Annotated in this window: 27 protein-coding genes, 1 tRNA gene and 1 pseudogene; 14 read left to right on the forward strand and 15 right to left on the reverse strand. The window is 68.6% G+C overall.

Annotated features, from left to right (window positions below; genetic code table 11):
* Positions 1 to 238: 238 nt before the first annotated feature.
* The 5 genes from QMK34_RS07040 to QMK34_RS07060 all read left to right on the forward strand — a co-directional run bounded on the left by QMK34_RS07040 (position 239) and on the right by QMK34_RS07060 (position 4,610).
* On the forward strand, positions 239 to 1,087 hold the full coding sequence (locus QMK34_RS07040; RefSeq protein WP_326412757.1) for an esterase/lipase family protein: 849 nt from the start codon (positions 239 to 241) through the stop codon (positions 1,085 to 1,087).
* 68 nt (positions 1,088 to 1,155) lie between these two features.
* A complete protein-coding gene (locus tag QMK34_RS07045) occupies positions 1,156 to 2,100 on the forward strand; it encodes an esterase/lipase family protein (protein WP_326412759.1) in 945 nt (314 codons plus the stop codon).
* A 78-nt stretch (positions 2,101 to 2,178) separates the two neighbouring features.
* Positions 2,179 to 2,427 (forward strand): hypothetical protein, encoded by a 249-nt coding sequence (locus QMK34_RS07050; RefSeq protein WP_326412761.1) that lies wholly within the window; start codon positions 2,179 to 2,181, stop codon positions 2,425 to 2,427.
* A 21-nt stretch (positions 2,428 to 2,448) separates the two neighbouring features.
* A complete protein-coding gene (locus tag QMK34_RS07055; RefSeq protein WP_326412763.1) occupies positions 2,449 to 3,453 on the forward strand; it encodes an ArsA-related P-loop ATPase in 1,005 nt (334 codons plus the stop codon).
* Positions 3,453 to 4,610 (forward strand): ArsA family ATPase, encoded by a 1,158-nt coding sequence (locus tag QMK34_RS07060; RefSeq protein ID WP_326412765.1) that lies wholly within the window; start codon positions 3,453 to 3,455, stop codon positions 4,608 to 4,610. Before QMK34_RS07055 ends, QMK34_RS07060 begins: the two co-directional genes overlap by 1 nt.
* A 39-nt stretch (positions 4,611 to 4,649) precedes the next feature.
* On the opposite strand, the gene QMK34_RS07065 is transcribed toward QMK34_RS07060, so the two are convergent.
* A complete protein-coding gene (locus QMK34_RS07065; RefSeq protein ID WP_326412767.1) occupies positions 4,650 to 4,967 on the reverse strand; it encodes a WhiB family transcriptional regulator in 318 nt (105 codons plus the stop codon).
* Positions 4,968 to 5,307: 340 nt separating this feature from the next.
* On the opposite strand from QMK34_RS07065, the gene QMK34_RS07070 reads away from it, so the two are divergent.
* The 3 genes from QMK34_RS07070 (at position 5,308) to QMK34_RS07080 (ending at position 8,863) form a co-directional block, all read left to right on the forward strand.
* A complete protein-coding gene (locus tag QMK34_RS07070; RefSeq protein WP_326412769.1) occupies positions 5,308 to 7,479 on the forward strand; it encodes a transglycosylase domain-containing protein in 2,172 nt (723 codons plus the stop codon).
* 300 nt (positions 7,480 to 7,779) lie between these two features.
* The gene (locus tag QMK34_RS07075; protein ID WP_326412771.1) at positions 7,780 to 8,760 is read left to right on the forward strand and encodes a metallophosphoesterase; all 981 of its coding nucleotides are present in this window, start codon (positions 7,780 to 7,782) and stop codon (positions 8,758 to 8,760) included.
* A 29-nt stretch (positions 8,761 to 8,789) separates the two neighbouring features.
* Positions 8,790 to 8,863 (forward strand) — tRNA-Pro (locus QMK34_RS07080).
* Positions 8,864 to 9,076: 213 nt separating this feature from the next.
* Here the strand turns inward: QMK34_RS07080 and QMK34_RS07085 are convergent.
* The gene (locus QMK34_RS07085) at positions 9,077 to 9,874 is read right to left on the reverse strand and encodes a class I SAM-dependent methyltransferase (RefSeq protein ID WP_326412773.1); all 798 of its coding nucleotides are present in this window, start codon (positions 9,872 to 9,874) and stop codon (positions 9,077 to 9,079) included.
* A 39-nt stretch (positions 9,875 to 9,913) separates the two neighbouring features.
* Between QMK34_RS07085 and QMK34_RS07090 the strand changes: the two genes are divergently transcribed.
* On the forward strand, positions 9,914 to 11,767 hold the full coding sequence (locus tag QMK34_RS07090; protein ID WP_326412775.1) for a S9 family peptidase: 1,854 nt from the start codon (positions 9,914 to 9,916) through the stop codon (positions 11,765 to 11,767).
* Positions 11,768 to 12,011: 244 nt separating this feature from the next.
* On the opposite strand, the gene QMK34_RS07095 is transcribed toward QMK34_RS07090, so the two are convergent.
* A complete protein-coding gene (locus QMK34_RS07095; RefSeq protein WP_326412777.1) occupies positions 12,012 to 12,197 on the reverse strand; it encodes a 2-hydroxymuconate tautomerase in 186 nt (61 codons plus the stop codon).
* A gap of 103 nt (positions 12,198 to 12,300) precedes the next feature.
* Entirely contained in the window at positions 12,301 to 12,927 is a 627-nt protein-coding gene (locus tag QMK34_RS07100; protein ID WP_326412779.1) for a TIGR03085 family metal-binding protein, read from the reverse strand.
* 42 nt (positions 12,928 to 12,969) lie between these two features.
* Here QMK34_RS07100 and QMK34_RS07105 point away from each other — a divergent pair, with 42 nt between their 5' ends.
* Positions 12,970 to 14,091, forward strand: a complete 1,122-nt coding sequence (locus QMK34_RS07105; protein WP_326412781.1) for an NADH:flavin oxidoreductase/NADH oxidase — start codon at positions 12,970 to 12,972, stop codon at positions 14,089 to 14,091.
* Between the two features lie 122 nt (positions 14,092 to 14,213).
* Here QMK34_RS07105 and QMK34_RS07110 read toward each other — a convergent pair whose 3' ends face one another.
* From QMK34_RS07110 to QMK34_RS07125, 4 genes are all read right to left on the reverse strand, one after another.
* Positions 14,214 to 15,608 (reverse strand): glutamate decarboxylase, encoded by a 1,395-nt coding sequence (locus QMK34_RS07110; protein ID WP_326412783.1) that lies wholly within the window; start codon positions 15,606 to 15,608, stop codon positions 14,214 to 14,216.
* A gap of 212 nt (positions 15,609 to 15,820) precedes the next feature.
* Positions 15,821 to 16,300, reverse strand: coding sequence for a Dps family protein (locus QMK34_RS07115; RefSeq protein WP_326412785.1), 480 nt, complete (start codon positions 16,298 to 16,300; stop codon positions 15,821 to 15,823).
* Positions 16,301 to 16,342: 42 nt separating this feature from the next.
* A complete protein-coding gene (locus tag QMK34_RS07120) occupies positions 16,343 to 16,765 on the reverse strand; it encodes an organic hydroperoxide resistance protein (protein WP_326412787.1) in 423 nt (140 codons plus the stop codon).
* A gap of 132 nt (positions 16,766 to 16,897) precedes the next feature.
* Complete coding sequence (locus QMK34_RS07125; RefSeq protein WP_326412789.1) at positions 16,898 to 17,470, reverse strand: NADPH-dependent FMN reductase; 573 nt, start codon at positions 17,468 to 17,470, stop codon at positions 16,898 to 16,900.
* 137 nt (positions 17,471 to 17,607) lie between these two features.
* On the opposite strand from QMK34_RS07125, the gene QMK34_RS07130 reads away from it, so the two are divergent.
* The gene (locus QMK34_RS07130; protein WP_326412791.1) at positions 17,608 to 18,651 is read left to right on the forward strand and encodes an alpha/beta hydrolase; all 1,044 of its coding nucleotides are present in this window, start codon (positions 17,608 to 17,610) and stop codon (positions 18,649 to 18,651) included.
* Positions 18,652 to 18,728: 77 nt separating this feature from the next.
* Here QMK34_RS07130 and QMK34_RS07135 read toward each other — a convergent pair whose 3' ends face one another.
* From QMK34_RS07135 to QMK34_RS07145, 3 genes are all read right to left on the reverse strand, one after another.
* Positions 18,729 to 19,271, reverse strand: a complete 543-nt coding sequence (locus QMK34_RS07135) for a hypothetical protein (protein WP_326412793.1) — start codon at positions 19,269 to 19,271, stop codon at positions 18,729 to 18,731.
* 424 nt (positions 19,272 to 19,695) lie between these two features.
* Positions 19,696 to 20,298 carry an acyl-CoA-like ligand-binding transcription factor gene (locus tag QMK34_RS07140; RefSeq protein WP_326412795.1) on the reverse strand — a complete coding sequence of 201 codons (603 nt, stop codon included), beginning with the start codon at positions 20,296 to 20,298 and terminating at the stop codon, positions 19,696 to 19,698.
* Complete coding sequence (locus QMK34_RS07145; protein ID WP_326412797.1) at positions 20,279 to 21,817, reverse strand: DHA2 family efflux MFS transporter permease subunit; 1,539 nt, start codon at positions 21,815 to 21,817, stop codon at positions 20,279 to 20,281. The genes QMK34_RS07140 and QMK34_RS07145 overlap by 20 nt, the downstream gene beginning before the upstream one ends.
* A 173-nt stretch (positions 21,818 to 21,990) precedes the next feature.
* On the opposite strand from QMK34_RS07145, the gene QMK34_RS07150 reads away from it, so the two are divergent.
* Positions 21,991 to 23,136, forward strand: coding sequence for an MFS transporter (locus tag QMK34_RS07150; protein ID WP_326413009.1), 1,146 nt, complete (start codon positions 21,991 to 21,993; stop codon positions 23,134 to 23,136).
* Positions 23,137 to 23,184: 48 nt separating this feature from the next.
* On the opposite strand, the gene QMK34_RS07155 is transcribed toward QMK34_RS07150, so the two are convergent.
* Both QMK34_RS07155 and QMK34_RS07160 read right to left on the reverse strand, forming a co-directional pair.
* Positions 23,185 to 23,562, reverse strand: coding sequence for a hypothetical protein (locus tag QMK34_RS07155; protein WP_326412799.1), 378 nt, complete (start codon positions 23,560 to 23,562; stop codon positions 23,185 to 23,187).
* Positions 23,563 to 23,870: 308 nt separating this feature from the next.
* Positions 23,871 to 24,260 (reverse strand): annotated as a pseudogene (locus tag QMK34_RS07160) (RtcB family protein); the annotation flags it as partial.
* A gap of 60 nt (positions 24,261 to 24,320) precedes the next feature.
* Here QMK34_RS07160 and QMK34_RS07165 point away from each other — a divergent pair.
* Positions 24,321 to 24,542: a hypothetical protein gene (locus tag QMK34_RS07165; protein ID WP_326412801.1), complete on the forward strand. Its 222-nt coding sequence runs from the start codon at positions 24,321 to 24,323 to the stop codon at positions 24,540 to 24,542.
* On the forward strand, positions 24,539 to 25,126 hold the full coding sequence (locus tag QMK34_RS07170; protein WP_326412803.1) for a hypothetical protein: 588 nt from the start codon (positions 24,539 to 24,541) through the stop codon (positions 25,124 to 25,126). The genes QMK34_RS07165 and QMK34_RS07170 overlap by 4 nt, the downstream gene beginning before the upstream one ends.
* A 68-nt stretch (positions 25,127 to 25,194) precedes the next feature.
* Here the strand turns inward: QMK34_RS07170 and QMK34_RS07175 are convergent, their stop codons facing one another.
* Positions 25,195 to 25,383, reverse strand: coding sequence for a DUF397 domain-containing protein (locus QMK34_RS07175; RefSeq protein ID WP_326412804.1), 189 nt, complete (start codon positions 25,381 to 25,383; stop codon positions 25,195 to 25,197).
* On the reverse strand, positions 25,380 to 26,228 hold the full coding sequence (locus QMK34_RS07180; RefSeq protein WP_326412806.1) for a helix-turn-helix domain-containing protein: 849 nt from the start codon (positions 26,226 to 26,228) through the stop codon (positions 25,380 to 25,382). Before QMK34_RS07180 ends, QMK34_RS07175 begins: the two co-directional genes overlap by 4 nt.
* Positions 26,229 to 26,282 lie beyond the last annotated feature (54 nt).

The raw sequence follows: 26,282 nt of genomic DNA on the forward strand, positions 1-26,282 counted from the left end.
GAGCGTAACCAAGTGATCCGGAGTGAGGACAAATCGTCTCGAAAACTACCCGGGGTAACCACACTGAACGATCACTTCACCCCGATGTGGCCTGGCCGACACCCGAGCCTGTCGCGCATGCTCGGTCCCCACACGTTCACAGCTGGGGGCAGTCAGCTGGGGGAGGTCAGCTCGGGGAAGTCAGCTCGGGGAAGTCAGCTGGGGGGAGGTCACAGTGCGACTGAAACAAACAATCCTGGTGACCACATTCGCCCTCCTCGTTGGCTTGCTCGCCGCGACCCCCGCCGACGCGCGGACCAGCGTCAACGACTGGTCCTGCCGCACGGGCGAGGCGCATCCGGTGCCGGTCGTGCTCGTGCACGGCACCAGCGACAACAAGGAATCCACCTGGCGTGAGCTCGGCCCGATGCTCGCCTCGCGCGGGTACTGCGTGTTTTCGCTCACCTACGGCGTCCTGCCGGGCGCGTCGACCGGGCCGGACGCGGTCGGCGGGCTGACGCGGATCGAGGACAGTTCTCGCGAGCTCGCGACGTTCACCGGCAAGGTCCTCCGCGCCACCGGACGGCCCAAGGCCGACATCGTGGGGTACTCGCAGGGGACGCTGCTGCCGACGTACTACGCGAAGTTCCTCGGCGGCCGCACCAAGATCAACCGGTACGTGAGCCTCGCGCCACTGTGGAACGGCACCGACGTCGCGCTGGCCGCGGACCTCGTCGGCCTGCTGCGCCTGCTCGGCCTCGACGGGCTCACCCGCCTGCTCACGAACTGCGCCGCGTGCACGCAGGTGCTCACCGGCTCGCCGCTGCTGGAGCGGCTGCGCGCGGACGGGATCCGCGTGCCGGGCATCCGCTACACGAACATCGTCACCACCCACGACCGCAACATCGTGCCGTACACCAGCGGCCTGCTGAACGGGCCGGACGTGACCAACGTCGTCCTGCAGGACACCTGCGCGGCGGACGAGAGCGAGCACGGCAGCCTCGTCGTCGACCCGAACGCGCTCGGGCACGTGCTCAACGCGCTCGATCCGGCGCGCGCCAGGCCGGTCCCGTGCCGTCCCACTGGGCCGGATGGGCTAATCCGGTGAACTGATAGCGATCCTGACCACATTGTGGTTCACTTCACACCTACTCGTCAGTAGTTAGGGAGTACCCGATGCGGACAACGAAGTCCCTCGCGGCCGCCGTCCTGGCTGCCGCCCTCGCCCTGATCTGCGTCCCGGCGGCGAACGCGACGGCGAACCTGCCCGTCCCGTGGACCCTGCTCGCGGCCGTCCCCGCCCAGCTCGCGAACCCCGGCGGCGCGCCGCCCGGCGCCAACGACTTCTCCTGCAGGCCCAGCGCCGCCCATCCGGAACCGGTGGTGCTCACCCACGGCCTCGGCGCCAACCAGACCGTCAACTGGCAGACGTATTCGCCGCTGCTCAAGAACAACGGCTACTGCGTCTTCTCGCTGACCTATGGCGTTCCCGGCACGCCGATGCCGATCTACCAGCCCGGCGGCCTGGTCCAGATGCAGCAGAGCGCGCACGAACTCTCCCTGTTCATCGACAGGGTGCTCGCCGCGACCGGAGCGTCCAAAGTGGACATTCTCGGCCACTCCGAAGGCACCGTGATGCCGAGCTACTACGTCAAGAACCTCGGCGGGGCGGCGAAAGTGGCGAAGTACGTCAGCCTGACCCCACTGTGGAAGGGCACGACGCTCTTCGGCGTCTCGCACCTGTACGACCTCGCGAAGGTGCTGAACCTGAACCCGCTGATCGACGGCGCGCTCGACCCCGCTTGCGGCTCGTGCCGCCAGTTCCTCCAGGGCTCGGACTACAATAACGACATGAACAGCGGCAGCGGCATCTTCCAGCCGGGCGTCGAGTACACGAACATCCTGACCCGGTACGACGAAGCCGTGGTGCCCTACACGAACGGCCTCGGCTCCGGCCCGAACGTGCGCAACATCGTCCTGCAGGACACCTGCGCACTGGACTTCTCCGAGCACGTGGGCCTCGCGGCGGACCGCAACGCGGCGGGCCACGTCCTCAACGCACTGGACCCGGCCCACACCAAGCCGGTCCCCTGCGTCCCCGCCGGTCCGCTCGGCAGCTGACGCAACAGTCCCTGAAGGCCACCATGAGGGACTCTAGGTCCCTCATGGTGGCCTTCAGAGGCCGCTAACGTGGGTGGCGTGGAGAGCTGGCGGGTGTTCGCGACGGTGCTGCTGGCGGTCGCCGGACTGCCGCTCGTGCTCGTCGTGATGGCCAAGGCGCGCGACCGGACGGGCAGTTCCGGGCAGGTCGCGATTACCGGCGCAGTGACGTTCACCATCCTCGTGGTGCTGGCTGTGGTGATGCTCACGGTGCTACCAGGGGTCCTGACCTGGGTAATCGTCGGAACGGTCGCGGCTGCGCTCAGCGTCATGCTGCTGGCCAGCTGACGCCTCAATTAGGGTGAACAGGTGACGACAGGACCCGCCGGCTGGACCGACGAACTCGCCCGAGCACGGCTGCATTTCGTCACGGGCAAGGGCGGCGTCGGCAAGACCACGCTCGCCGCGGCGCTCGGCCTGGCGCTGGCCCGTGGCGGGCGCCGCGTGCTGGTGATCGAGGTCGAGGGCCGCCAGGGCATGGCGCAGCTCTTCGACACCGAGCCGCTGCCCTACGCCGAGCAGCGCATCGCGGCCGTCCCCGGCGGGGGCGAGCTGCGCGCGCTGCACATCGACGTCGAAGCGGCGCTGCTCGAGTACTTCGAAATGTTCTACAACCTGGGCTTCGCCGGTCGCACGCTGCGGCGGATGGGTGCGATCGAGTTCGCCACCACACTCGCGCCGGGACTGCGGGACGTGCTGCTCACCGGCAAGATCAAGGAGTGCGTCGGCCGGACGGAATCCGACGGCCGCCACACCTACGACGCGGTCGTCGTCGACTCCCCGCCGACCGGCCGGGTGGTCAAGTTCCTCGACGTCACCAAGGCGCTCACCGACCTCGCGAAGACCGGCCCGATCCGCGGCCAGGCCGACGGTGTGGTCCGGCTCCTGCACTCCGGCGAGACGGCCGTGCACCTGGTCACGCTGCTGGAGGAGATGCCGGTCCGCGAGACGGTCGAGGCCGTCGCCGAGCTCGACGGCGCGGACCTGCGCCCAGGCGCGGTGCTGGTCAACCGCGTACGCCCGCCCCGGCTCCCCGCCCGCTCGGTGTCCTCCGCCGCTGACGGCCGTGTCGACGCTTCGCGCGTCCGCGCCGGGCTGGCGTCGGCCGGGCTGAAGCTGCCCGACGAGACACTCGAAGCGCTGGTCGAGGAGACCGTGGAGCACGCCGTCCGCGTCGCCGCCGAGCAATGCGCGCGAGAACAGCTGGCCGAAGCCGACCTGCCGACGCTGGAGCTGCCCGACCTCACCGACGGCGTCGACGTCCCCTCGCTCTACGACCTCGCCGAAGCACTGACCGAACAGGGGGTGCGGTGATGGACTCCACCCGTGCGGACGCGGCGCAGGACCCTTCGCTCGACCTGGACGCGCTGATCGACGACCCGGAAAGCCGCGTCATCGTCTGCTGCGGTTCCGGCGGCGTCGGCAAGACGACCACCGCGGCGGCGCTCGCCCTGCGCGCGGCCGAACGCGGCCGCCAGACCGTGGTGCTCACCATCGACCCCGCGCGGCGGCTGGCGCAGGCGCTGGGCCTGCGGGAGCTGGGCAATCACCCGCGGCAGGTCATCGTCGACGGCTTCGAGCCCAAGGGCGAGCTGTGGGCGATGATGCTGGACATGCGCCGCACGTTCGACGACATGGTGCGCGTGCACGCCGGGCCGGAGCGGGCCGACCAGCTGCTGCAGAATCCCTTCTACCAGACCATTTCCACCTCGTTCTCCGGTACGCAGGAGTACATGGCGATGGAGAAGCTCGGCCAGCTCGCGGCGTCGGGCGACTGGGACCTGATCATCGTCGACACCCCGCCGAGCCGGTCCGCTTTGGACTTCCTCGACGCGCCGACGCGGCTTTCGAGCGCGCTCGACGGCCGGATGATCAAGCTGCTCACCGGCCCCGCCAAGGCAGGCGGCTGGGGCCTGCGCAAGGTCGTCACCGCCGGGGTCTCGCTGTTCGCGAAGGCCGTTTCGACGATCATCGGCGGCCAGTTGCTCGCCGACGCGTCGGCGTTCATGCAGGCCTTCGACAGCATGTTCGGCGGCTTCCGCGAACGGGCCCGCAAGACGGCCGAGCTGCTGCGCTCCAGCGGGACGTCGTTCCTCGTGGTCGCCGCGCCAGAGCCGGATGCGCTGCGTGAGGCGGCCTACTTCGTGGAACGGCTGTCCGACGAGTCGATGCCGCTGGCCGGGCTGGTGGCGAACCGCACCCACCCGGTGCTCGCCTCGCTTTCGGCAGGCGAAGCACTGGCCGCCGCCGACGCACTGGAGAAAGGCGAGACGAGCGCCCCGCTCGCCACAGCCGTGCTGCGGCTGCACGCCGACAGGGTCGCGCTGAACGAGCGAGAGAACAGGCTGCTCGCGCGATTCACCCGCGGGCATCCCGAAGTCCCGCTCGTGCGGGTACCCGCCCTGCCCAGCGACGTCCACGACCTCGAAGGACTGCGCGACATCGGCAGCAGGCTGGCCAAGGTCTCGTGAGCGGCGCGGCCGGTGCTCACCGGCCGCGCCACCCGCGAGTCAGCCGACGCGTGCTTCCTGCTCTTCTTCCTCGTCGGCCCCGCAGAAGCGCCGCTTGGCCGCTTCCAGCAGGTCCGACCAGCTCACGACGTCAGGACGACGGCGCAGCAGCGCGCGCCGTTCCCGTTCCGTCATGCCGCCCCAGATGCCGAAGTTGATCCGGCCGTCGAGCGCCTCGGCGAGACATTCCGTGCGTACCGGACAGCCCTGGCACACCGCCTTGGCCCTGTTCTGTTCCGCTCCCCGGACGAACAGGCCGTCCGGGTCGGTGTCTCGGCACGACGCGTCGATCCGCCAACTCGACTGGTTGGTTTCCATGCCCCCAGCTCCCTACCCTGGTGTCAGACACACCATTGGGGGACGCAAAAACACTTCGCTCCCCCACGAGCGTGTCTCCCTCTAGCTCACGTCGGTGGACCGGACACCTCCCCGGTGCCGGTGCCGCGATCCGGCCGGACATCGTCGCCGATGCTCACCCGTCCGCTGGCTGTTCTTCGCGAGACTGTGACGGACTGTAGGGGCCCTCGGTTCCCCCCGCCAAGCCCCAGAATGCCCGCCGATACCAGAAGTGACCTCACGGGGTGGCGTTTGTCGTCGAAAACACCACCGCCGGAGGCGACGTCACGAGAGCCTGACAGCGTCCGCGTACCCTGGCCTCGTGCGCAAAACGGACGCTTTGCTGAAGCTCATCGGCCTTTGTGTGCTCGCGGGGGTGCTGGTCGCCGGCATGTTGTTCCCGATCGTGGGTGCCGGCGGGGTCGTGTCGAACCAGGCCAGCGAGACGGTGGACAAGACGTCCTCGGACCTGGCCGACATCCCGCCGCCCTTGGTGACGACGATCACGGACAACGCGGGCAAGCAGATCGCCACCCTGTACAAGCAGTACCGGCTGCCGGTGAACGAGACGCAGATCAACGAGGCCACGCGCTGGGCACTCGTGTCGGTCGAGGACAAGCGCTTCTACGAACACCACGGCGTCGACTGGAAGGGCACGCTCCGGGCCGCGGTCAGCAACGGCACCGGCGGCGACACCCAGGGCGCCTCGACGCTGACCCAGCAGTACGTGAAGAACTACCTGATCAACGTCGTCTACCGCGACAACAAGTCCGGCCAGGAGAAGGCCAAGGAGCAGTCGGTCGCCCGGAAGCTCAAGGAAGCCCGGATCGCGATCCAGCTCGAGACCAAGCTGACCAAGCCGCAGATCCTCGCCGGCTACCTCAACGTCGTCGAGTTCTCGCGGCAGATCTTCGGCATCGGCGCGGCCGCACAGGCTTACTTCAACACGACCACGGAGAAGCTGACCGTGCCGCAGGCCGCCCTGCTCGCGGGCCTGGTGAACAACCCGATCAACAACGACCCGTGGAAGTACCCGAAGAAGGCGACCGACCGCCGCAACCTGGTGATGGACCGGATGGTCGACAACCTCAAGCTCGCCAAGGCCGACGCGGAACGGTTCAAGGCCGAGCCCCTCGGCGTCGTACCCGACGGCCCCCAGAAACCGGCCGCGAACTGCGTCGGCGCGGGCACCGAAGCCGGCTTCTTCTGCCAGTACGTCGAGGACTACCTGCTCAAGGCCGGGATGTCGCAGGACGACTTGTACACCGGCGGCTACACGATCAAGACGACCCTCGACGAGAAGGCGAACCACGAGGCGAAGATCTCCGCCGAGGCGCAGGTCGACAAGACGCAGCCCTACATCGCCAACACTCTTTCGCTGGTCAGACCCGGCAAGGACAAACACGTGGTCGTCGCGCTGGCGGCCAACCGTGACTTCGGGCAGGACCAGTCCAAGGGGCAGACGCTCTACACGCTGCCGTCCGGGGTCTACAACACCGGCGGCGCCGGGTCGACGTACAAGATCTTCACCACCGCGGCCGCGCTGGACAAGGGCGTCGCGGGGATCTACAGCAGCGTCGACGTGCCACCCAACTACACCTCGCACGTGTTCTCCGGTGGCCCGAAGAGCTGCCCCAAGACCGGTCCACCGCTCAACTCGAACTGGTACTGCGTCGGCAACGCGGGCGACTACAGCGGTTTCGGCGGCGCGACGAGCGTCCAGGAAGCGCTGGCCACCTCGCCGAACACCGCGTTCGTCGAGCTGGAGGACAGGCTCGGCAGCACCGGCCCCGGTATCGACATGGCGAACAAGCTGGGCATGCGGGAGACGATGTCGAGCACGATCAGCGGCGGCACGGTCGACCCGAAGTCCGACGAGGCGGCGAAGAGCCAGTCGCAGGCGCAGGCCTATGGCCCGACCTCGAAGAGTCCCGGCTTCGGCGCGTTCACCCTGGGCTTCAGCCCGCTGAGCGGCCTCGAGCTCGGCAACGTCGCGGCGACGATCCTCAGCGGCGGGGTCTGGTGCCCGCCGACGCCGATCGGCGGGATCACCGATCGCGGTGGCAAGCCGCACGCGATCACCGAGGCCGCCTGTGAGCAGGTCGTCCCGGCGGAACTGACGAACACGCTGGCCGTCGGGCTGAGCAAGGACGACCAGGGCGGTGGCACCTCGGCGAAGGCGGCCCAGGCCGTGGGCTGGAACCGGCCGATCATCGGCAAGACCGGAACGACGAACGACAACGTGTCGGCCACCTTCGTCGGCGGCACCCCGCAGCTGGCCGGAGCGGCGATGACGTTCAAGTTCGGCGGCGGCAAGGGCGGTATCTGCGACGCCGGCCAGGGCAATGTCCGGCTTTGCCCGAGCGGGAACATCTTCGGCGGCAAGGCGCCCGCCAGGACCTGGTTCGGCGCGATGACGAACATCATGGCCGGGCAGGACGCCCCTGGGCTGCCGGAAGCGGATCCGAAGTACACGGGTGGCGCACCGCGGTAGCCACCCCGCGTCGATTCTGCGATGAGGAGACGTTCAGACCGGTCCAGGCTGTGACAGCCTGGACCGGTCGGCGTAATCGGGAAGCATTTTCACCCGCCCGCAGGGGTTCCCGAAGAGCGCTTTCGTACCGGTCAGGTCCTCGAACGTCGGAGCGACCCGGATCGGAATCAAGACAAACCGTCGTCGTTCTCGCCCGGCTCGCGGCGGGAAACCCGTCGTCGGACCGGCTGAACGCGGTGCCGCGGGTTCCCCGGAATGGGGGCGAAGTCATCCCACCGTCGAGCACGTATCCTGGACCTTGTGAGCACGCTCAGTAACACAAGCACGTCCGGGGCCACGGTCAAGCGCCTCGCGCTGGGGACCGTGGCGCTCGGCGCCGCGACACTCGGTTACGCCGTCGGCATCGAACGCCACCACTGGACCCTGCGCACGGCCGAACTCCCGGTCCTCGCGCCCGGCTCCCGGCCGTTCACCATCCTGCACATCTCCGACCTGCACATGCTGCCCAGCCACAAGGCGAAGCAACGCTGGGTCTGCGCGCTCAACGAGCTCAACCCGGACCTCGTCGTCAACACCGGCGACAACCTCTCACACCACCAGGCCGTCCCGTCGGTCATCCGCGCCCTCGGCCCGCTGCTCGACCGGCCCGGCCTGTTCATCTTCGGCAGCAACGACTACTACGCGCCCAAGCCGAAGAACCCCGCGCGCTACCTCATGCCGCGCGGCAAGAAAAAGAAGATCCTCGGCGTCCAACTCCCCTGGCGCGACCTGCGCGCGGCCTTCGTCGAGCACGGCTGGACCGACCTCACCCACGTCCGCCGCACCATCGAGGTCGCCGGACAGGACGTGTTCGCCGCCGGCGTCGACGACCCCCACCTGCACCGCGACCGCTACGCCGACATCTCCGGCCCCGCCGATCACACCGCGACCGTCCGCATCGGGCTCAGCCACTCCCCCGAACCACGCGTCCTCGACACCTTCGCCACCGACGGCTACGACCTCGTTCTCGCCGGCCACACCCACGGCGGCCAGCTCCGCATCCCCGGCTACGGCGCCGTCGTCACCAACTGCGAGCTCGACCGCTCCCGCGCCCGCGGCGCCTCCCGCTGGGGAGCCCGCATGTGGCTGCACGTCTCCGCCGGACTCGGCACCTCGCCCTACGCCCCCGCCCGCTTCGCCTGCCCGCCAGAAGCGAGCCTGTTGACGCTGGTCCCGCGCGGATCCGGCACCCCCGGCACCCAGAAGCCAGCCCAACGCAAAGCCCGAAACACCGTCCGGTAGAGTTCACGTCGGCCCAGTAAGTGATACATCGGGGTGTGGCGCAGCTTGGTAGCGTGCCTCGTTCGGGTCGAGGAGGTCGTGGGTTCGAATCCCGCCACCCCGACGGAAGATCAGGGAGATCTGTATCTGCGGAAATCGCAGATGCGGATCTCCCTTTTCGTTTCCTGGGGGTCGAACCCCCAGACCCCCGCCAGGCGGGGCTTCGCCCCCCTGGACCCCCAGTTGTGGGCGGGTTGGGTGTCTGGCTCTGGTTGGGCTCTTGGCGGGTTTTTTTGGGGCTTTGCCCCTTGCCCCCTCGTGGGGGCGGGTTGCGCTTTTAGGTTGTTGTTGTCGTTGTTGCTGTTGCTGTTGTGGCTGTTAGTTCGGTCCAGCATTGGGTGAAGTCGCCGTCGGTGCCTCGGGTCCAGGTCCAGGCTGAGCGGGCTGCGGAGGCCAGTTGGTCTCGGTCGGCTTCGGGGCCTGGGGTGTTTAGGGCCTCTACCAGGCGGTCTTCTATGTACTTTGCCAGTTCTCGGTAGGTGAGGTCCTGGCGGTAACGGGTTCTGGTGTGGAGGTTGGTGAAGCCTGCGGCGGTTACTTGGTCTGCGATGTGCTTGCCTGCGAAGGGATTGCCGCCCGCTCTGCGGCGGAGGAGATAGTGACCTCGGAGGGCCGCGTCGACGTTGGCTGTTTTGGGGCGCAGTCTGGCTCTGCTCCAGTCTGATGTGGACAGAGCAAGGGTGCCGCCCGGTTTCAGGACTCGGCGGAGTTCTTTCAGTGCGGCTGCGGGGTTCGCCAGGTGTTCGAAAAGGGCGTGGGCGAAGGCTACGTCCATGGTGGCGTCGGCTATCGGGAGGGCGTAGATCGAGGCGGCCATGAAGTCCACTGTGGATGCTCCGGCTCGGCGGGCCGCCGTTCGGGCCAGCTCGACCTGGCCCGCGTCGCGGTCGACCCCGAGCACCCGTGAGCCGGGGGCCAGGCCCAGCGTGATCGAGCCGGGGCCGCAGCCGACGTCGACCACCCACATCCCGGGTACGAAAAGCGGCTGCGCGAACACCGCTCGCTCCGCCGCCTGTCGCGCGGCCATCATCGAAACCGCATCCCGCGCGAATCCCGGCGCGTAACCCTCCAGCACCCCGCACACAGTACGGCTCGGAGATGGCAGGATCGAGGGGTGAGCACGCAGCCAGGCAACAAATATCCGTCCGCGGTCGTCCCCGAGCGGCTTTTCGACGACGAGAAGGCCGAGTCCCGGTGGCGTGCGCGCTTCCACGCGGCTCGCCTGTCGGTCCCGGACTGGGCCCGCGACGCCCCCGAAGCATGCGTCTACGTCTCGAACGCCAGCGGCGTGTGGGAGGTCTACGCGTGGGACAGGACCAGCGACAAGCACCGCCGGGTCACCGATCGACCCAACGGCACCCTGCACGCGACGGCCGCGCCCGGCGGCGAGTCGATCTGGTGGTTCAGCGACACCGACGGCGACGAATTCGGCTCGTGGGTGCGGGAACCGTTCGGCGGCCGCGCGGAGGGCACAGAACCGGAGAAGGCGCTGCCCGACGTCCACGACGGCTACCCCGCCGGTCTCGAGATCGGCTCGCGGGTAATCGCGATCGGCGTGTCGACCGACGACGGCAGCGAGCTTTTCGCGCACCTCGACGGCGAGACACAGCGTTTTTATACCCACGCCGACGACGCGTCGATCGCGTCGATGTCGCGGGACGAGACCTTGCTGACGATCTCGCACTCCGAACACGGTGACTCACGTCACCCCGCGCTGCGCGTGGTGTCCACCGAGGGATTCGCGACCGTAGCGGACAAATGGGACGGGGAGGGCAAGGGGCTGGGCGCCCTGGAGTTTTCGCCCGTCGCCGGTGACCAGCGGCTGCTGGTCCTGCACGAGCGGCGCGGCCGCGAGGAACTGCTGATCTGGGACGTCGCCGCCGACACGGAGCGCGAGATCGAGCTCGACCTGCCCGGCGAGGTCGTCGCGGACTGGTACCCCGACGGCAGCGCGCTTCTGGTCGTGCACTTCCACCAGGGCCGGAGCTCGTTGCACCGCTACGACCTGTCGACGGCCGAATTGTCCTCTTTGGACACACCGGCCGGCCGGATCGGCGGCGCGGGCGTCCGCCCCGACGGCACGGTCGAGTACTCGTGGTCGAGCGCGGCGCAGCCCGCCGCGGTGCGCGTCCGCACGCAGGACGGCGGCGACACCGTGCTGCTGACCCCGCCGGGCGAGCGCGCGCCGGAGTCCGCCCCGGTCACCGACGCGTTCGTCGAGGGCGTCGGCGGGCAGATCCACGCGCTGGTCTCGCGGCCGCTGGACGCCCCCGATGGCCCGCTGCCGACGGTGTTCTCGCTGCACGGGGGCCCGCACGCGGCGGACGAGGACCGTTTCTCCGCCTACCGCGCGACCTGGCTCGACGCCGGGTTCGCGGTGGTCGAGGTGAACTACCGCGGCTCAACGGGCTACGGCTCGGCCTGGCGCGACGCGATCGAGGGCCGTCCCGGCCTGACGGAGCTCGAAGACGTCGCTTCGGTGCACGACTGGGCTGTCCAAAGTGGACTCGCAGACCCGGAGAAATGCGTGGTGAACGGCGCTTCCTGGGGCGGCTACCTCTCTCTGCTGGCGCTGGGCACGCAGCCCGCGCGCTGGGCGGCGGGCGTGGCCGGGGTGCCGGTGGCGGACTACGTCTCCGCCTACGAGGACGAGATGGAGCAACTGCGCTCGTTCGACCGCGCACTGTTCGGCGGCTCACCCGAGACGGTGCCCGCCGTGTACCAGGAATGCTCACCGATCACGTACGTGGACGCGGTCGCGGCGCCGGTGCTGGTGCTCGCGGGCGACAACGACCCCCGCTGCCCGATCCGGCAGATCGAAAACTACCTCGACCGGCTCGCCAAGCGCGACCTGCCGTACGAGTTCTACCGCTACGACGCGGGCCACGGCTCGCTGGTGATCGCCGAGACGATCAAGCAGTCCTCCATCGAGGTGTACTTCGCCCTGCGCGCCCTCGGCCTGCGCTGACGCCTCCAGCCCCACTCGACTCGGCCGCTCGACCGCCTCTGAAGGCCACCTTGAGGGACTCTAAGTCCCTCAAGGTGGCCTTCAGAGGCTTGGAACGCGACACAGTTGTCCACAGGTTCATACACTTGTGGACAACTGTGTCGAAAAAGCGCTGAACAGGCCTTACCGGGCTTCGGGGCCGGTAGAGTGGAGCGGGGCAGCCCCCCAGGGCGGGTGGGGGGTGGGGTGCGCGCGGCGGGCGGTGTCAGCGGTCCGAGAACAGGGTGCCGCCGGTGGCCCAGTGCTCTGCGGGGACCTCGGTGATGGTCACCCAGACGCCCTCGGGCTTGCCGCCGCAAGTGCGGACGAACGCGTCGGTCACCTCGCGGACCAGCTCGCGCTTCTGCTCGGGCGTGCGGCCGGGGAACATGGAGACGCTGATCATCGGCATGGTCACTCCTGGGGCGGTGGGACGGGACAACCGAAAGTAACGGCTCACGGGAATTCGGTGGCGGCGCGCCCGCTATGGAGAGTCAGTGACCGGGCCGCTCGAGCTAGAGCCCGCGGTTGAGCGCGCGCAAGCGCTCGACCGCCGCCGGGTCGCCTTCGAACGTGACCCGCACAGCGTCGCGACCGAACAGGAACAGCAGCAGCTCCACCGGCTCACCCACGATGGTCACCGCGTCGGGGCCCGCCTTGACCGTGGCCTCCTGGCCGTCCGGGGTCCTCAGGTTCACACCGACGGGTGACTTCCGCAGGTTCAGCCGAGCCGCCTGACGGGCCGACTTCCACGCCGTCGCGTCCCGCACCGGATCGGCCTCGCGCGGCTCCCAACCCGGCTGCGCCCGGCGCACGTCCTCGTGGTGGACCAGGAACTCCGGGCCGTTCGTCAGCTCGTCGAGCGGACCGATCGTCGTCGGCCAGAACCACGCGGGCCCGGACCGGACCTGCGCGACCAGCTCGGTCCACGGCCGCGCCGCGTACTTGTCCTGCACCCGCTGCGTATGCGGGGCGAGCGCGGGCACCATGATGCCGGGCGCGGCGTCAAGGCGGTGCTCACGGACCAGCAGGTGCGCGGCGAGATCGCGAGTCCGCCAGCCTTCGCACAGGGTCGGCGCGTCCGGCCCGACCTCTTCGAAGAGCACACTCAACGCACGACGTTCATCAGCGGCGACACCCATGGCAGCGACGTTACCCGCCGGTACGGGAGGTCGGCATCTCGCGTGGCCCAGCGCACCATCGGGAAGATCCACGCCGACGAGGGCGCTGTGACCATCGTGAGCCGACTATTCGAACAGATCACCCTGCGCGAACTGACTTTTTCGAACCGCGTCTGGGTCTCGCCCATGTGTCAGTACTCCTCCACCGACGGACTGCCGAACGACTGGCACCTGATGCACCTCGGCCAGTTCGCCGCGGGTGGCGCCGGGCTCGTGCTGACCGAGGCCAGCGCGGTGACGCCGGACGGGCGCATCAGCCCGCAGGACGCCGGTCTCTGGAACGACGAGCAGGTCACTGCCTGGCGCCGGATCACCGATTTCGTCCACGCCCGCGGCACCAAGGTCGGCATTCAGCTGGCCCACGCTGGCCGCAAAGCCTCGACTTTCCGCCCGTGGGGCGGTAGCAGCGGCACGGTCCCGGCCGACGAAGGTGGCTGGGAATCGGTCGGCCCCGACAGCAGGCCGTTCGGGTACTACGCCCCGGCCCGGCCCCTGTCCGAGGACGACGTCGCCCAGCTTCCCGCCCGGTTCGCCGCGTCCGCGCGCCGCGCGATCACCGCGGGGTTCGACGTCGTCGAGCTCCACTTCGGTCACGGCTACCTGGTCCACCAGTTCTACTCCCCGCTGTCGAACTCCCGCACCGACGCCTACGGCGGCATCTTCGAGGGCCGGACCCGCCTGGCGGTGGAAATCGCCGAGGCCGTCCGCGCCGAGATCGGTGAGGCGATGCCGTTGTTCGCCCGTATTTCGGCGAGCGACTGGACCGAAGACGGCTGGCAGATCGAAGACTCGGTCCGGCTGTCGAAGCTCCTGAAGGACAGCGGCGTGGACCTGATCGACGCGTCCTCGGGCGGCAACACCCCGCACCCGGACATCCCCGTCGGCCCCGGCTACCAGGCCCCCTTCGCCCGCCAGATCCGCGAAGAGTCCGGAATCCCGACTGCCGCGGTCGGCATGATCACCGATCCGGCCCAGGCGGAGGACATCATCGCCTCGGGCACCGCCGACGCGGTGTTCCTGGCCCGCGAGCTGCTCCGCGACCCGCACTGGCCCCTGCGCGCCGCCCACGCCCTGTCCGCGAAAGCGCAGTGGCAACCCCAGTACGAGCGTGCCGACTGGTCCTGACTGCCTCGGCGCCGCCCAGGTTTCACGTTCGGCCTGACTGCCCCTGAAGGCCACCTTCACGGCGTTTTACGCCGTGAAGGTGGCCTTCAGGGGCCTTCGGGCGCGGGGGGGGGGGAGGGCCGTTAGTGGTGGAAGGCCGTCGCGACGCCGGAATCGTGCGCGGCGGGCTTTTCCTGTCCCTCGAGATCGGGCAGCGCGCGCCGCAGATCGGCGAGCAGCAAGTCCGCGAGATCGTGCGTGAACCCGTTGCGCACGACGATCCGCAGCACCGCCAGGTCCGTCCGGTTCTCGGGGAACGTGTACGCGGGCACCAGCCAGCCCCGCTCGCGGAGCCGCCGGGAAACGTCGAAGACGTCGAAAGCGGTGACGTCGTTCTTGACGGTGAACGCGAAAACCGGCAGCTGGTCACCCCGGGTGATCAGCTCGAACGGCCCCAGGTCCGCGATGCCCTCGGCGAGGTGCACGGCGACGTCCCGCGACGCCTGCTGAACGGCCCGGAAGCCTTCCGTCCCGAGTCGCACGAAGGTGTAGTACTGCGCGGCGACCTCGGCGCCCGGCCTCGAGAAGTTCAGCGCGAAGGTGGGCATGTCCCCGCCCAGGTAGTTGACGTTGAACACCAGTTCCTCGGGCAGCGCGGCCTTGTCCCGCCAGATCACCCACCCGACACCGGGATAGACCAGGCCGTACTTGTGCCCCGAGGTGTTGATGGAAGCCACCCGCGGCAGGCGGAAGTCCCAGACCAGCTCGGGATCAAGGAACGGCGCGATCATCGCCCCGGACGCGCCGTCGACGTGGACCGGGATGTCCCAGCCGCGGCTGTCCCGCAGCTCGTCGAGCGCGGCGGCGATCTCGGCGACCGGCTCGTAACTGCCGTCGAAGGTCGACCCGAGGATCGCGACGACACCGATCGTGTTCTCGTCGCACCGCGCGACGGCCTCGGCCGCGGTGAGGTGGAAACGGTCACCGTCCATCGGCACCAGCCGCGGCTCGACCTCCCAGTATTCGCAGAACTTCTCCCAGCAGACCTGGACGTTCGCGCCCATCACCAGGTTCGGCTTGCCCGTCCGGCCGAGCTTCGACCAGCGGCGTTTCAGCGCCATGCCGGCGAGCATGCAAGCCTCGGACGAGCCGGTCGTCGAACAGCCCATGATCTCGGCGACGTCCGGGGCGTGCCACAGGTTGGCGAGGATGTTGACGCAGCGCCGCTCGAGTTCGGCTGTCTGCGGGTACTCGTCCTTGTCGATCATGTTCTTGTCGACGCATTCGGCCATCAGCTCGCGGGCCTGCGGCTCCATCCACGTGGTCACGAACGTGGCGAGGTTGAGCCGCGCGTTGCCGTCGAGCATGAGCTCGTCGCGCACCAGCTGCAGCGCCGCGTCGGCGGGCAGCGAGTGGTCGAGCAGCTTGTCGTGCGGCACGACCAGACTGGCGGCCAACGCCGGATTCGCCCCGGCATACAACGGATTCGTCCCGCCTTGGCGGTCCGGACGGCTCGGTTTCCCCTTGTGCAGCACCATGCCCACGACCGTACTGCCGCAGACGCAAACCCGCTTCGGGAGAAACGACCACGACGTCTCCGTAAGGCGCGCCAGCGCCGCCGGAGACTTCACCGCGCGCCTCTTTCGGCCGTCAGGCCCCGCGATCGCGATGGCAGGGCGCCGTACAGACCAGGGCGCCCCTCCGTCGAGAAGGAGCGCCCTGGCAGCGCGATCGCGGAAGCGCGCGCAGACTAAACAGCCTGCTGGGCTTGCCACATCCAGTGGGCCTCTTCGAGCGCGCGGGTGATCTCGATGAGGAGGTCCTGGGTGACCAGGTCGCTCTTGTCCGTCTCGTCGATGCGCTTGCGCAGCCGCTCGATCAGCGTGGACAGGATGTCGACGATCGCGGCGACCGTGGACTCGACGGACTGCCAGTTGTCCGGGAACGCGGGGCTGCCGGAGCTCTCGACGACGGTCTTCGCCTGGCCGTTGGGCGAGACGCCGATCGCGTTGGCGCGCTCGGCGACCTGATCGACGTACAGCCTTGCCGTGGTCACCAGCTCGTCGAGCTGCAGGTGCGCGTTGCGGAAGTTCGCGCCGATGACGTTCCAGTGTGCCTGCTTGGCGATCAGCGACAGGTCGACCAGGTCCACCAGCGTCGCCTGCAAGGCGTTACCGGTGATCTCCTTGTCGGCGTCGCTCAGCGGGCTCTTGATCGGGGAGTTGACCATCTTCGATGTCCTTTCAGAACGTGGTGGACCTGGGCGGACAGGTCAGACGGTCGCGCTGAGCGCGACCTCGATGTTGCCGCGGGTGGCGTTGGAGTAGGGGCACACCTGGTGCGCCTGCGCGACGAGGTCGTCGGCCTGGGCCTGCTCGAGGCCGGGCAAGGAGACGTTCAGCGCGACACCGAGACCGAATCCGGCGCCCTGCTTGAGGACGCTGACCTCGGCGGTCACCGTGGTGTCGGCGAGCTTCACCTTGGCCTGGCGCGCGACGAGCTGCAGCGCGCTGTGGAAGCAGGCGGAGTAACCCGCGGCGAACAGCTGCTCGGGGTTCGTCTTCTCCCCGCCGGGGCCGCCCATTTCCTTGGGGATCGCCAGCGACTCGTCGATGACGCCGTCCGACGAGGTGACCTCGCCGTTGCGCCCATCGCCACGAGCCGTTGCCACAGCGGTGTAAATCGCGTCAGCCATCTTGTCAGCCCTGCTTTCTGATCGGGACACTCTTCGTCGAGCGTCTCATCTGAGACAACGTTCCGCCGGGTCAGAACCGTGCCGCCTCATGGCGGGCGTCACGTTCGCGGAATATCGGGCCAACACAGGGGGTCAACCGGCGCGCGACACCGCGAACTCGGCGACCTGGCGGCCGATCAGCCGCAGCGTCCGGACGGATTTCTCGTCGGAGGCGCCGCCCGCCTCGTCGAACTTGGTCTCGGCGGAGTTGATGGAACCACCCAACGGGGTGGCCCAGCCGCGCAGCGCGTGGGTGATGGTGCGGAGCTGGTCCAGCGTGGTCACCGCGGCCTGCCAGCCGTAGGCGACAGCGGCGAGGCCGACCGCGCGGCCGTCGAGGTACGGGCGGGTGTCCTCCCGCAGGTCTTCGACGTAGTCCAGGGCGTTCTTGACCAGGCCGGACAGCGCGCCGTGGTACCCGGGCGAGACGACGATGATCCCGTCGGCCCGGCGGATGCCCTCGATCAGCCGCAGCGCGCGCTCGTCGCGGTCGGCGAGCGCGGTGTCGTAGAACGGCAGCACCAGCTCGGGCCCGGAGATCAGTTCGGTCGTGACGCCGAGTTCGGCCGCGCCCTCGATGGCGATCCGCAGCGCGCGCTCCGATTGGGAGCCCTCACGCAGGGAGCCGCCGATACCGAGCACGTTGACCGCTTGGGGTGAAGTCACGTCGTCGAGGTTAACCCCTCCAGTTAAGTGGAGGACCAGGATTTGGGACGGAGTCCTCGGTCACACCGGACGCCCGCTGGACCAGGTACCTACTCGCTAGTAACGTCAGGGGCGCATCAGGCCACCAGGAGGAATCAATGGCGATACCGCTCCAGATCCGGGTCCAAGCCGCGGTCTCCCAGCTGCTGTACTGGCTGCCCCGGCCGGTCCGGCGGGCGATCGCGGGCAAACCCGTCCGGCTCGACGGCCAGGAGCTGGCGCTTGACGCCCAGCTCCTGCTCCGCCTGCAGAAACTCTCCGGCGCCGCGCTGGTGAACGGGTCGGTCGAGCAGTCGCGTGCCCTGCTCGACGCCGGCCGGCACTTGGTCAGCGGCAAGCCGATCGAGCCGATCGCGGTGCGCGAGGTCACCATCCCGACCGAGCACGGCGACCTCCCTTCGACGCTCTACACCCCGGCCGGGCTGCCGGAGCCGTCCGGCCTGCTGGTGTTCTTCCACGGCGGCGGCTGGGTCGTCGGCACCCGCGACAGTCACGACAACACCGCCCGCTACCTCGCCAAGCACGCCGGTGTCCGGGTGCTGTCGGTCGAGTACCGGCTCGCGCCAGAGCACCCGTTCCCGGCCGCCACCGAAGACGCGATCGCGGCCTTCGACTACGCCTACGCGAAGGCGAGCGAGCTGGGCGCCGACCCCGCCCGCATCGCGGTCGGCGGCGACAGCGCGGGTGGCAACCTCGCGGCGGTCACCGCACAGCAGGCGGTCCGGCGCGGTGGCGGCGTCCCGGCGTTCCAGCTGCTGTTCTATCCGGGGACCGATTTCTCCACCCGGCGCCGGTCACGCGAGATTTTCGGCGAGGACCTTTTCCTCACCGACAAGGACATGGACTGGTTCGAAAACCATTACGTTCCGCGCGGCACAGATTTGACGGATCCGCGCCTTTCCCCACTGCACGGAGAAGTGTCAGGACTGCCGCCCGCGTATATCGCTACTGCCGGTTTCGATCCGCTTCGCGACGAGGGCGAGGCTTATGCGGAGAAACTGCGGGCGGCCGGGGTGCCGGTGGCGCTCAGCCGCCAGCCGGACCTGATCCACGGGTACATCAATTTCATCGGCGTCGGCCGACGGTTCACCGAAGCGCTCGCCGAGGCCGCCGGTGCACTGCGGCTCGGCCTGAGCAAATAGCGACCCCGGACAGCCGGAATCCGGTGTGGAGAAATGTCCACACCGGATTCCGGTTCCCCCCGATGGTTGGTCCTGGGCTAGTGCGCAGGCACCGGGATCGGTACGGGGACAGGCAGACCGGGCACCGGCAGGCCCGGTACCGGAAGGCCGCCCAGCAGGCCGGAAACCAGGCCGGTCACCGCGACCAGCAGGGTCTTCAGCAGGTCACTGACGACCTTCAAGGGGCCGGGCAGGTCCGGCAGCGCGGGCAGTGGCAGGGGCGGCAGCTGCCGCGGGGTGGCCGTCGGATCGGCGATGAGGCGGGAGGATTCATCGGCCCGATCCTGGGAGTCGACCGCCCTGGCCTGAGTTTCCGCCTGGATCGTGTAGCGCTTGCCCGCGGCGAGATCGGCCAGCACGGGGCTCATCGTGTTGAGCGCGGACTGGGTCTTCGCGACGTCTCCGGCGTAAGCCACCTTGGTCAGGTCGTCGCGCATCTGGAGCACCTGGGCGGCGACCGCCTGGGTGGCCGAGGACCCGTGTCCGCCGGCCGGACTCGCCGCGGCCATGCCGCCCGAGGCCACCGCCAGCAGACTGCCTGCGGCTACCGCGGCAATCGTTCGGGCAATGTTGCCTTTCATACCTAACCTCCTGGCCTCATGGGACCTAACGGTTCTAATCGGTACTCCCCGTGTCGGAGAACCACCAGCCGATCACCTGTTGGAACACATTTCTAACCCTTACGTGCCGAATTCGATACTTCCGAACTATCCCGCAATTGATTAACCCGCCGGGCTTGCCCATACCCCGGAAGATCATCATCACCCCCGCCATTGATCACCATCGGTGATCGGAAAACCCGAAAGTACGTCAAGGTCACCCATATCGGGGTAATCGGCAATTGTTTATCCCCATCACTCCGTCGGACCGCGTGTCGCGACTGCTCCGGACGGGCGGGTCACCCACAGCTCTACCGCCAGTCGGGTTAACCGGCGGCGCCCGAAAAGACGGCGTGACCGCTTTCCGGAATGGCTCAAGAAAAGGACTCAGCCGGATTCCCCGGGCTCACAGCGGGAGTCCGGCCTCCAGGTGCGCGAAGGCGTCGTCGAGCAGCTGCATGTGGTCGGCCACCTCGGAACCGCCCGAGGACAGGAACGCCGACATCAGCACGCCGACCACCGCACCGGCCCAGTTGCGCACCTCGAAGTCGTCCGGCGAGCGGCCCGCCCGTTCCGCGGCGACGTCGGCGAGCAGCTGGATCCCGGCCACGTACTGCTCCATGACCGCGGCACGCAGTTCCGGCTCGTTGAACACGAGCAGCTGACGCTCGCGTTCGCGCTCCCAGGCCTCCGGCGAGAGGCCGCCGAACACCTCCCGCAGGGTCGCGCGCAGGGCCGCGGTGGCGCTGAGCTCGGGCGGCTGGGCTTTCGCCGCACGCATCAGCACGGGGTCGAGCTCGTCATAGACGACCGTCGCCTCTTTGCTGGGGAAGTACCGGAAGAACGTGCTCGGCGAGATCTCCGCGGCGGCGGCGATCTGGTCGACCGTCGTCGCCGCGTAGCCCTGCTCGCCGAACAGCCGCAACGCGTGCCGCTGGACAGCGGCACGCGTCTTGGCCTTCTTCCGCTCCCGCAGCCCGGCGGGCCGGTCAGATGCTGACGACGTCATGCTCCGATTGTGGCCGCCCGGCCACCAACCCCGCCGCCCGGCTCGACAGGAACATGGCCGCGAGTGCCGCGCCTGCCGCGGCGATCCCGGCGCAGGTCCACAAGGTCGCGTCCATTCCGCTCACAAATGACAACCGAGCGTTCAGCAGTAATGGCTGTGAACTCAGTTCACGGGCAACGGCGACGGCCGCCGAGGCACTGCCGCGCGCGACCTCCGCGACCTGCGGCGGCAACCCGCTCGTGTCGAGCCCGGCGCGGTAACCGGCGTTGAGCACGGTGCCGAGGATCGCCACCCCGATCGTGCCGCCGACCTGCCGCAACGCCTGGATGAGGGCCGAACCCGCACCGGCGCGGCCCTGGGTAAGCACGCCCATGGCCTGCGCCATCAGCGGCGGCAGGGTGAGCCCGGTACCCAAGCCGATCACGACTTCCCAGAGCACCGTCGTGCCGTAACCGTCGCCGACGGCCGTCGACGCACCCCAGACCAGTCCGCCGGCGAGCAGCGTGAACCCGAGCACGACCGTCCGCTTCACGCCCGCGGCCGCGCTGAGCGGTTCGGCGGCCTTCGACGCGACGAGCATCCCGCCGATCAGCGGGAGCAGTCGGAGCCCGGTGCCCAGCGCGTTGGCCCCTTCGACCGCCTGGAACAGCTGAGGCAGCACGAACAGCAGGCCCATCAGCGCGAATGACGAGATCGTGGCCAGTACCGCGCTCCACACGAACGTGGGCGAGCGGAACAACACGAGGTCGGTGAGCGGGTTCGCCGCCCGCGTCTGCCACCGGGCGAACGCCGCGAGCAGGGCGGCGCCGACGGTGATCATCAGCCAGGCGCCCGTGCTGCCCCAGCCGTCGCCGCCCGCCCGGACGAACCCGTACGTCAGCGCGACCAGCCCGGCACTGGACAGGGCGATCCCGGCGACGTCGATCCGCCCCGTCCCCGAACCACGGGTGAGCGGGACCAGGAAACCCACCGCGAACAGGCCGACCAGCACGAGCGGGACGTTGATCAGGAACACCGAGCCCCACGAGAAATGGTCCAGCAGCCAGCCGCCGAGCACCGGTCCGAGCGGAATGCCGAGGAAGGTCGCCATCACCCAGACGGTGAGTGCGCGCGAACGTTCCTCCGGGGCGAACAGGATGTTGAGCAACGACATCGACAGCGGGATGAGGAACGCCGCGCCGACGCCGAGCGCCACCCTGGCCGCGATCAGCGTGCCGGGCGAATCCGAATACGCGCAGGCCAGCGAGGCCAGTCCGAACAGAGCGAGCGCGCCGAGCAGCAGCTTCTTCGGCCCGTATCGGTCGCCGAGCAGGCCCGCGGGCAGGAGCAGCGAAGCGAGCGCGAGCGTGTACGCGCTGCCGAACCACTGCAGTTGCGTAGTCGACGCGCCGAGGTCGGTGGCCAGCGTCGGCACGGCCACGTTGAGCACGGTCTGGTCCAGGCCGACGGTCAGCAGGCTCACCGCGAGCGCTGCCAACGCCCACCAGCGACGAGGATACGTCGCGGTCCCAGAAGTCATAGCCCCTCCTAATTGATAGTTACTACCAAATGAGAGTAGCTTCCAAAATCTGCGGACGCCAGCCCTTGGCCGAAAATAAGAAGTTGCACGCGCGTACCAAGATGAGCTCTCATCGACCTGTGCCGCTGCAGCCGTACCGTCGTGTGCTCGCCATCCCCCGTGTCCCGTTTTCGATGACGCTGATGTTCTTCGCGCGCCTGCCGATGACCGCGATGGGCGTGACGCTGACCCTCTACGTCGTGCAAAACCTCGGCCGTGGTTACGGCGAAGCCGGGCTGGTCGGCACCGCGACCATGCTCGGCAGCGCGCTCGGCTCCCCGCTCGTCGGCAGGATGATCGACAAGTACGGCCTGCGCCCGGTGGTGGCGGTCTGCGGGGTCGCCTCCACCACGTTCTGGATCAGCGCGCCACACCTGTCCTATCTCTGGCTGCTGCTGGTCGCGCTGCCCGGCGGGCTGCTCGCCATCCCGTCCGGCTCGATCGCCCGCCAGGTGCTCGCGGCGCTGGTGCCCGAGTCGCAGCGCCGCGCCGCCTACTCATTGGACTCGGTCTCGGTCGAGGCGTCGTTCATGATCGGGCCGTCGGTGGGGATCCTCGCGATCACGCAGCTGCCCGCGTCGACCGCGTTCACCGGGGTCGGTGTCTGCTTCGGGCTGACGGCCGTCCTGCTGTACCTGACGAACTTGCCGATCCGCGGCGAGGACGATTCGCGGCCGAAGATCGCCGGGCCCCGGCCCGCGCTGCGGACCTGGCTGAGCGGCCGGCTGATCGCCACCCTGCTCGTCGCCGCGGGTGCGTTGTTCACCTTGGTCGGCACCGAGGTCGCGGCGCTGGCGTCACTGCGCGCGACCGGCGACGTCGGCTGGACCGGCCTGGTCATCACGGTGATGTGCGTGGCGTCGGTGATCGGCGGCATCGTGCACGGCGCGGTCGCCAAGTCGTTGACCCAGACGAAACTGATGCTGCTGCTGACACTGCTGGTGCTGCCGGTCGGGCTGTTCGACCAGCCATGGTGGCTGCTGATGATCGCGCTGTTCCCGACGAACCTGGTCTGCGCGCCGACGCTCGCCGCGACCACCGAGTCGGTCAGCAAGCTGGCGCCCGCCACCGTGCGCGGCGAGGCGATGGGCCTGCAGGACTCGGCGACGCGCCTCGGGCTCGCCGTCGGCAGCCCGGTGGTCGGGTTCGCGATCGACCACAGCTCACCGGGCTGGGGCTTCGTCGCGGCGGGCCTCGGCGGCCTGGTGCTCGCCGGGCTCGGCCTGATCTGGAAACGCCGCTCGGCCACGGCAGGCCGCGTCCCAGCGCTAACCAGCTGAGCTCACTGGATTTCGCAACTCGTCGACGAGTTGCGGACGTGGCGGACGCTAGCCGCAGGCTTTGCGGAGGGCGTCGAGGCGCTTGACGTTGCGCTCGGCCCATTTGCCGACGACGCCGAGATCCTCGAACCGTTCCTTCTGCACCTCGACGTACGAGTCGGCCATCGTGACCAGCGCGTTCTTCACCTGCTGATCCTGGACCTGACCGGCCAGCTCACGCAGGCGCTTCTCCTTGTCGACGGCCCGCGCCTTGATTTTCTGGGGATCCACCAAGGGATTCAGGTCGGCGAGGCCGAGCGCCTCGGTGCACGCGCTCACCTTGTCCACGGCGCCGTTGGCCCCGTCGACGGCGGAATTGACCTGCTCACAACCGGCCAGCAGGACTGCGGCGACAGCGAACGATCCGAGAACTCCCCAGCGGTTCATGCCACCACGCTACCGGTTCGCACGCGATTGACCAGATACCGCCGACAGCTCGTCAATGTGCAACGTAGTTGCCGTGGCGTGCAGTTTCGTGACGACCCGGAGCCGATCGGGCCCACCGTGAGCGGTGTCCGCACGAACCGAACCGATGCGGTCCGGCATCGACATCCCAACTACGGCTTGACCGGCGACGTCGTGCTCTACGGCAGCGGACCGGGCACGGTGACCACCGGCGTAGAACTCGCGCCCGTGAGCGTGCGCCCGCGCGAGTCCCACGCTCGGGACTGCGAGTTCCACAGTGTGGAGGTGGGTCAGCCCTTCACGCAGATGACCTGCTTGAGGTGCGCTACCACCTCGACAAGGTCCGTCTGCGCCTTGATCACCGTCTCGATGTCCTTGTACGCGCCCGGAATCTCGTCGACCACGCCGGAGTCCTTGCGGCACTCCACCCCGGCCGTCTGCTCCTCGAGGTCCTGGGTGGTGAAGGTCTTCTTCGCCTTGGTCCGGGACATCCGGCGGCCCGCGCCGTGCGACGCGGACTGGAACGAGTCCGTGTTGCCGAGCCCGCGCACGATGTACGAGCCGGTGCCCATGCTGCCCGGGATGATCCCGAGGTCGCCGGACCCCGCCCGGATCGCGCCCTTCCTCGTCACCAGCAGGTCGACGCCGTCGTAGGTCTCCTCGGCGACGTAGTTGTGGTGGGTGAGGAACTGCACTCACCTGCGCCGATGGCCTCAAAATGGGGCAGATCTGGGGCACAAGTGAACGGCAGCAGTCAAGAACTCCCGACTTATGACCCGTGGGGCGTCGTCAACGCGGTCATGTTCAAACTCGCCGCCGACGGGTTCAAGCCCCGACTGTCGAGCGACACGATCGGCGAGGCAAAGGAGGCCGCCAGTGCGCTCCTGATGGCGCTGGGCGTTCTGCCGGTCGTGCCGGACTACGCGGCCGAGGACGCCGTGGCAGAGGCGGCGAAGCGATGACCCGCCGTAACAGTTCCAGTGATCAACTCGAAGAGGTCACCATGGGGGAACCACCGAGATCGCGCCCGCGCATGCTGGCCAAATCTTTGCCGATCATCGTCGCGTTCGTACTTGTCGCTGGGCTGCTCGCCGTTGTGCGCGTTGATCGATCGCCCGTCGCTTCGGCGGCGGAGCCGGTCTGCGACGCAGCGGTCGTCATGGCCGATCGCCTCGATGCGCTCGGGCGGAACGCCTACAGCTGGGTAATCGTGCCCGGAATACTGCCGGGCCCAGCGTGGGGTTTGACGGGTTATCCGACTGACAGGACAGTCTCGATCTCGTCGGAAGTGCCCTGCGAGCAGATGTCCAGTGTCGTGAACCACGAGTGGGCGCACACGCAGCAGATCCGCAAGTACTCCGTGCCTGGACGTGCGGTCAACGCCTTCGGCGGCCTTGACGAGTTCGAGATCGCCGCGGATTGCGCGTCGCTGCTACTTGGATCAAGGCTTACTCCGTACCTCGACCGGCGAAAAATCGCCACCGGTCAGGCGGGGTGTTCCGAGATCGAACTTTTGGCGGCACGCCAATTGGTCGGCATGCACTGACCAGGCACACCTAGCAGAAGGGCCCCGGCGTTCACGAGTCGCCGGGGCCGTCCTGTCGCGCAGTGTGCCTACCGGCGCACCTGAGCGAGCAGCGCCGACCAGCCATCAGATGTTGCGGTGAGATGCCCGGCGGCACGGTCCTTGGTGTCCCGGACAGCCACAGTCGAGGGTGCGTAGGCCACCTCGACACAGTTGTTCGCGCCACCGGAGGATCGGGACGACTTCCGCCACTCGGTGTATTCGACCTCGGTTTTCACTTCTTCTCCAGGTCTTTCGCGACCGCTTCCAACATGGCGATGCTCTCACGCGCTGGCAAGGCGGTTTCGGTCAACGTGCGGAACGCGAGCTGGTAGGCGTTCACGTGTGACTCGCCGTCCAGCAGGTCAGCCCGCGTCAGATCCTCCAAGTACGCCCACGTCTTGGTCGCGGTGCCCACGGCGACATCCAGCAGCGTGAACCCGGAGCCCAACGCGGCGTGCTGACCGGCCGCGAAGGGGTGGACCTGCACGGTGATGTTCGGACGCGTGCTCACTTCAGCCAGGTAACGGAGCTGGCCAGCCATCGTGGCGGGGTCGCCGATCATGCGCCGGAGTGCCGCTTCGCCGAGGACCAGGTGGACCTCGGGCGGCGGCATCCGATCGAGTAGCGCCTGACGACGTACCCGGGAGTCGACGACACGGGAGACATCCACGGCAGCGACTACCGCGCTCGTGGTGACGACGGCCTTGGCGTAGCCCCGCGTTTGGAACAGGCCCGGAATCAGCTCGGTGTCCCAGATGGCCAGCGATCGCGCGTCTGCCTCCAAGCCGAGGTACTGACGTGCCCAGTCGGCGACCTTGCCGAAGCTTCCGCGCTTGCGAGCGTGTGCGGCGAACTCTTCGACGCGGGCGGTGTCCTCGGGACGTGCGCCGTAGAACTCCAAGAGCCTGGTGACCTCGTCGGCCTTCAGCGTGGCTTGCCCCTGTTCCACCTTGCTGATCTTCGAGAGGTGCCAGCCGACGTGGTTTGCGGCGTCTTCGCGGTTGATGCCCGCGCCTTCTCGGAGCTCTTTCAGATCGCGTCCGAGCAGGAGCCGGTAGGTCGCCGGGCCGGTGGATTCCATGGCTGGTGATCGTAGCGTCACCCGATTGGACCGCGCTAACTCGAATTTCTAGTT

The sequence above is a fragment of the Amycolatopsis sp. H20-H5 genome, from assembly GCF_035828755.1.
Taxonomy (GTDB): Bacteria; Actinomycetota; Actinomycetes; order Mycobacteriales; family Pseudonocardiaceae; genus Amycolatopsis.

Coding starts and splice junctions, on each gene's coding strand:
- QMK34_RS07045 (WP_326412759.1), top strand. CDS start 1,156: ATGCGGACAACGAAGTCCCTCGCGGCCGCCGTCCTGGCTGCCGCCCTC.
- QMK34_RS07060 (WP_326412765.1), top strand. CDS start 3,453: ATGGACTCCACCCGTGCGGACGCGGCGCAGGACCCTTCGCTCGACCTG.
- QMK34_RS07065 (WP_326412767.1), bottom strand. CDS start 4,967: ATGGAAACCAACCAGTCGAGTTGGCGGATCGACGCGTCGTGCCGAGAC.
- QMK34_RS07095 (WP_326412777.1), bottom strand. CDS start 12,197: ATGCCGATGATCAGCGTCTCCATGTTCCCCGGCCGCACGCCCGAGCAG.
- QMK34_RS07100 (WP_326412779.1), bottom strand. CDS start 12,927: ATGGGTGTCGCCGCTGATGAACGTCGTGCGTTGAGTGTGCTCTTCGAA.
- QMK34_RS07110 (WP_326412783.1), bottom strand. CDS start 15,608: ATGGTGCTGCACAAGGGGAAACCGAGCCGTCCGGACCGCCAAGGCGGG.
- QMK34_RS07115 (WP_326412785.1), bottom strand. CDS start 16,300: ATGGTCAACTCCCCGATCAAGAGCCCGCTGAGCGACGCCGACAAGGAG.
- QMK34_RS07120 (WP_326412787.1), bottom strand. CDS start 16,765: ATGGCTGACGCGATTTACACCGCTGTGGCAACGGCTCGTGGCGATGGG.
- QMK34_RS07130 (WP_326412791.1), top strand. CDS start 17,608: ATGGCGATACCGCTCCAGATCCGGGTCCAAGCCGCGGTCTCCCAGCTG.
- QMK34_RS07135 (WP_326412793.1), bottom strand. CDS start 19,271: ATGAAAGGCAACATTGCCCGAACGATTGCCGCGGTAGCCGCAGGCAGT.
- QMK34_RS07140 (WP_326412795.1), bottom strand. CDS start 20,298: ATGACGTCGTCAGCATCTGACCGGCCCGCCGGGCTGCGGGAGCGGAAG.
- QMK34_RS07145 (WP_326412797.1), bottom strand. CDS start 21,817: ATGACTTCTGGGACCGCGACGTATCCTCGTCGCTGGTGGGCGTTGGCA.
- QMK34_RS07150 (WP_326413009.1), top strand. CDS start 21,991: ATGACGCTGATGTTCTTCGCGCGCCTGCCGATGACCGCGATGGGCGTG.
- QMK34_RS07155 (WP_326412799.1), bottom strand. CDS start 23,562: ATGAACCGCTGGGGAGTTCTCGGATCGTTCGCTGTCGCCGCAGTCCTG.
- QMK34_RS07170 (WP_326412803.1), top strand. CDS start 24,539: ATGACCCGCCGTAACAGTTCCAGTGATCAACTCGAAGAGGTCACCATG.
- QMK34_RS07180 (WP_326412806.1), bottom strand. CDS start 26,228: ATGGAATCCACCGGCCCGGCGACCTACCGGCTCCTGCTCGGACGCGAT.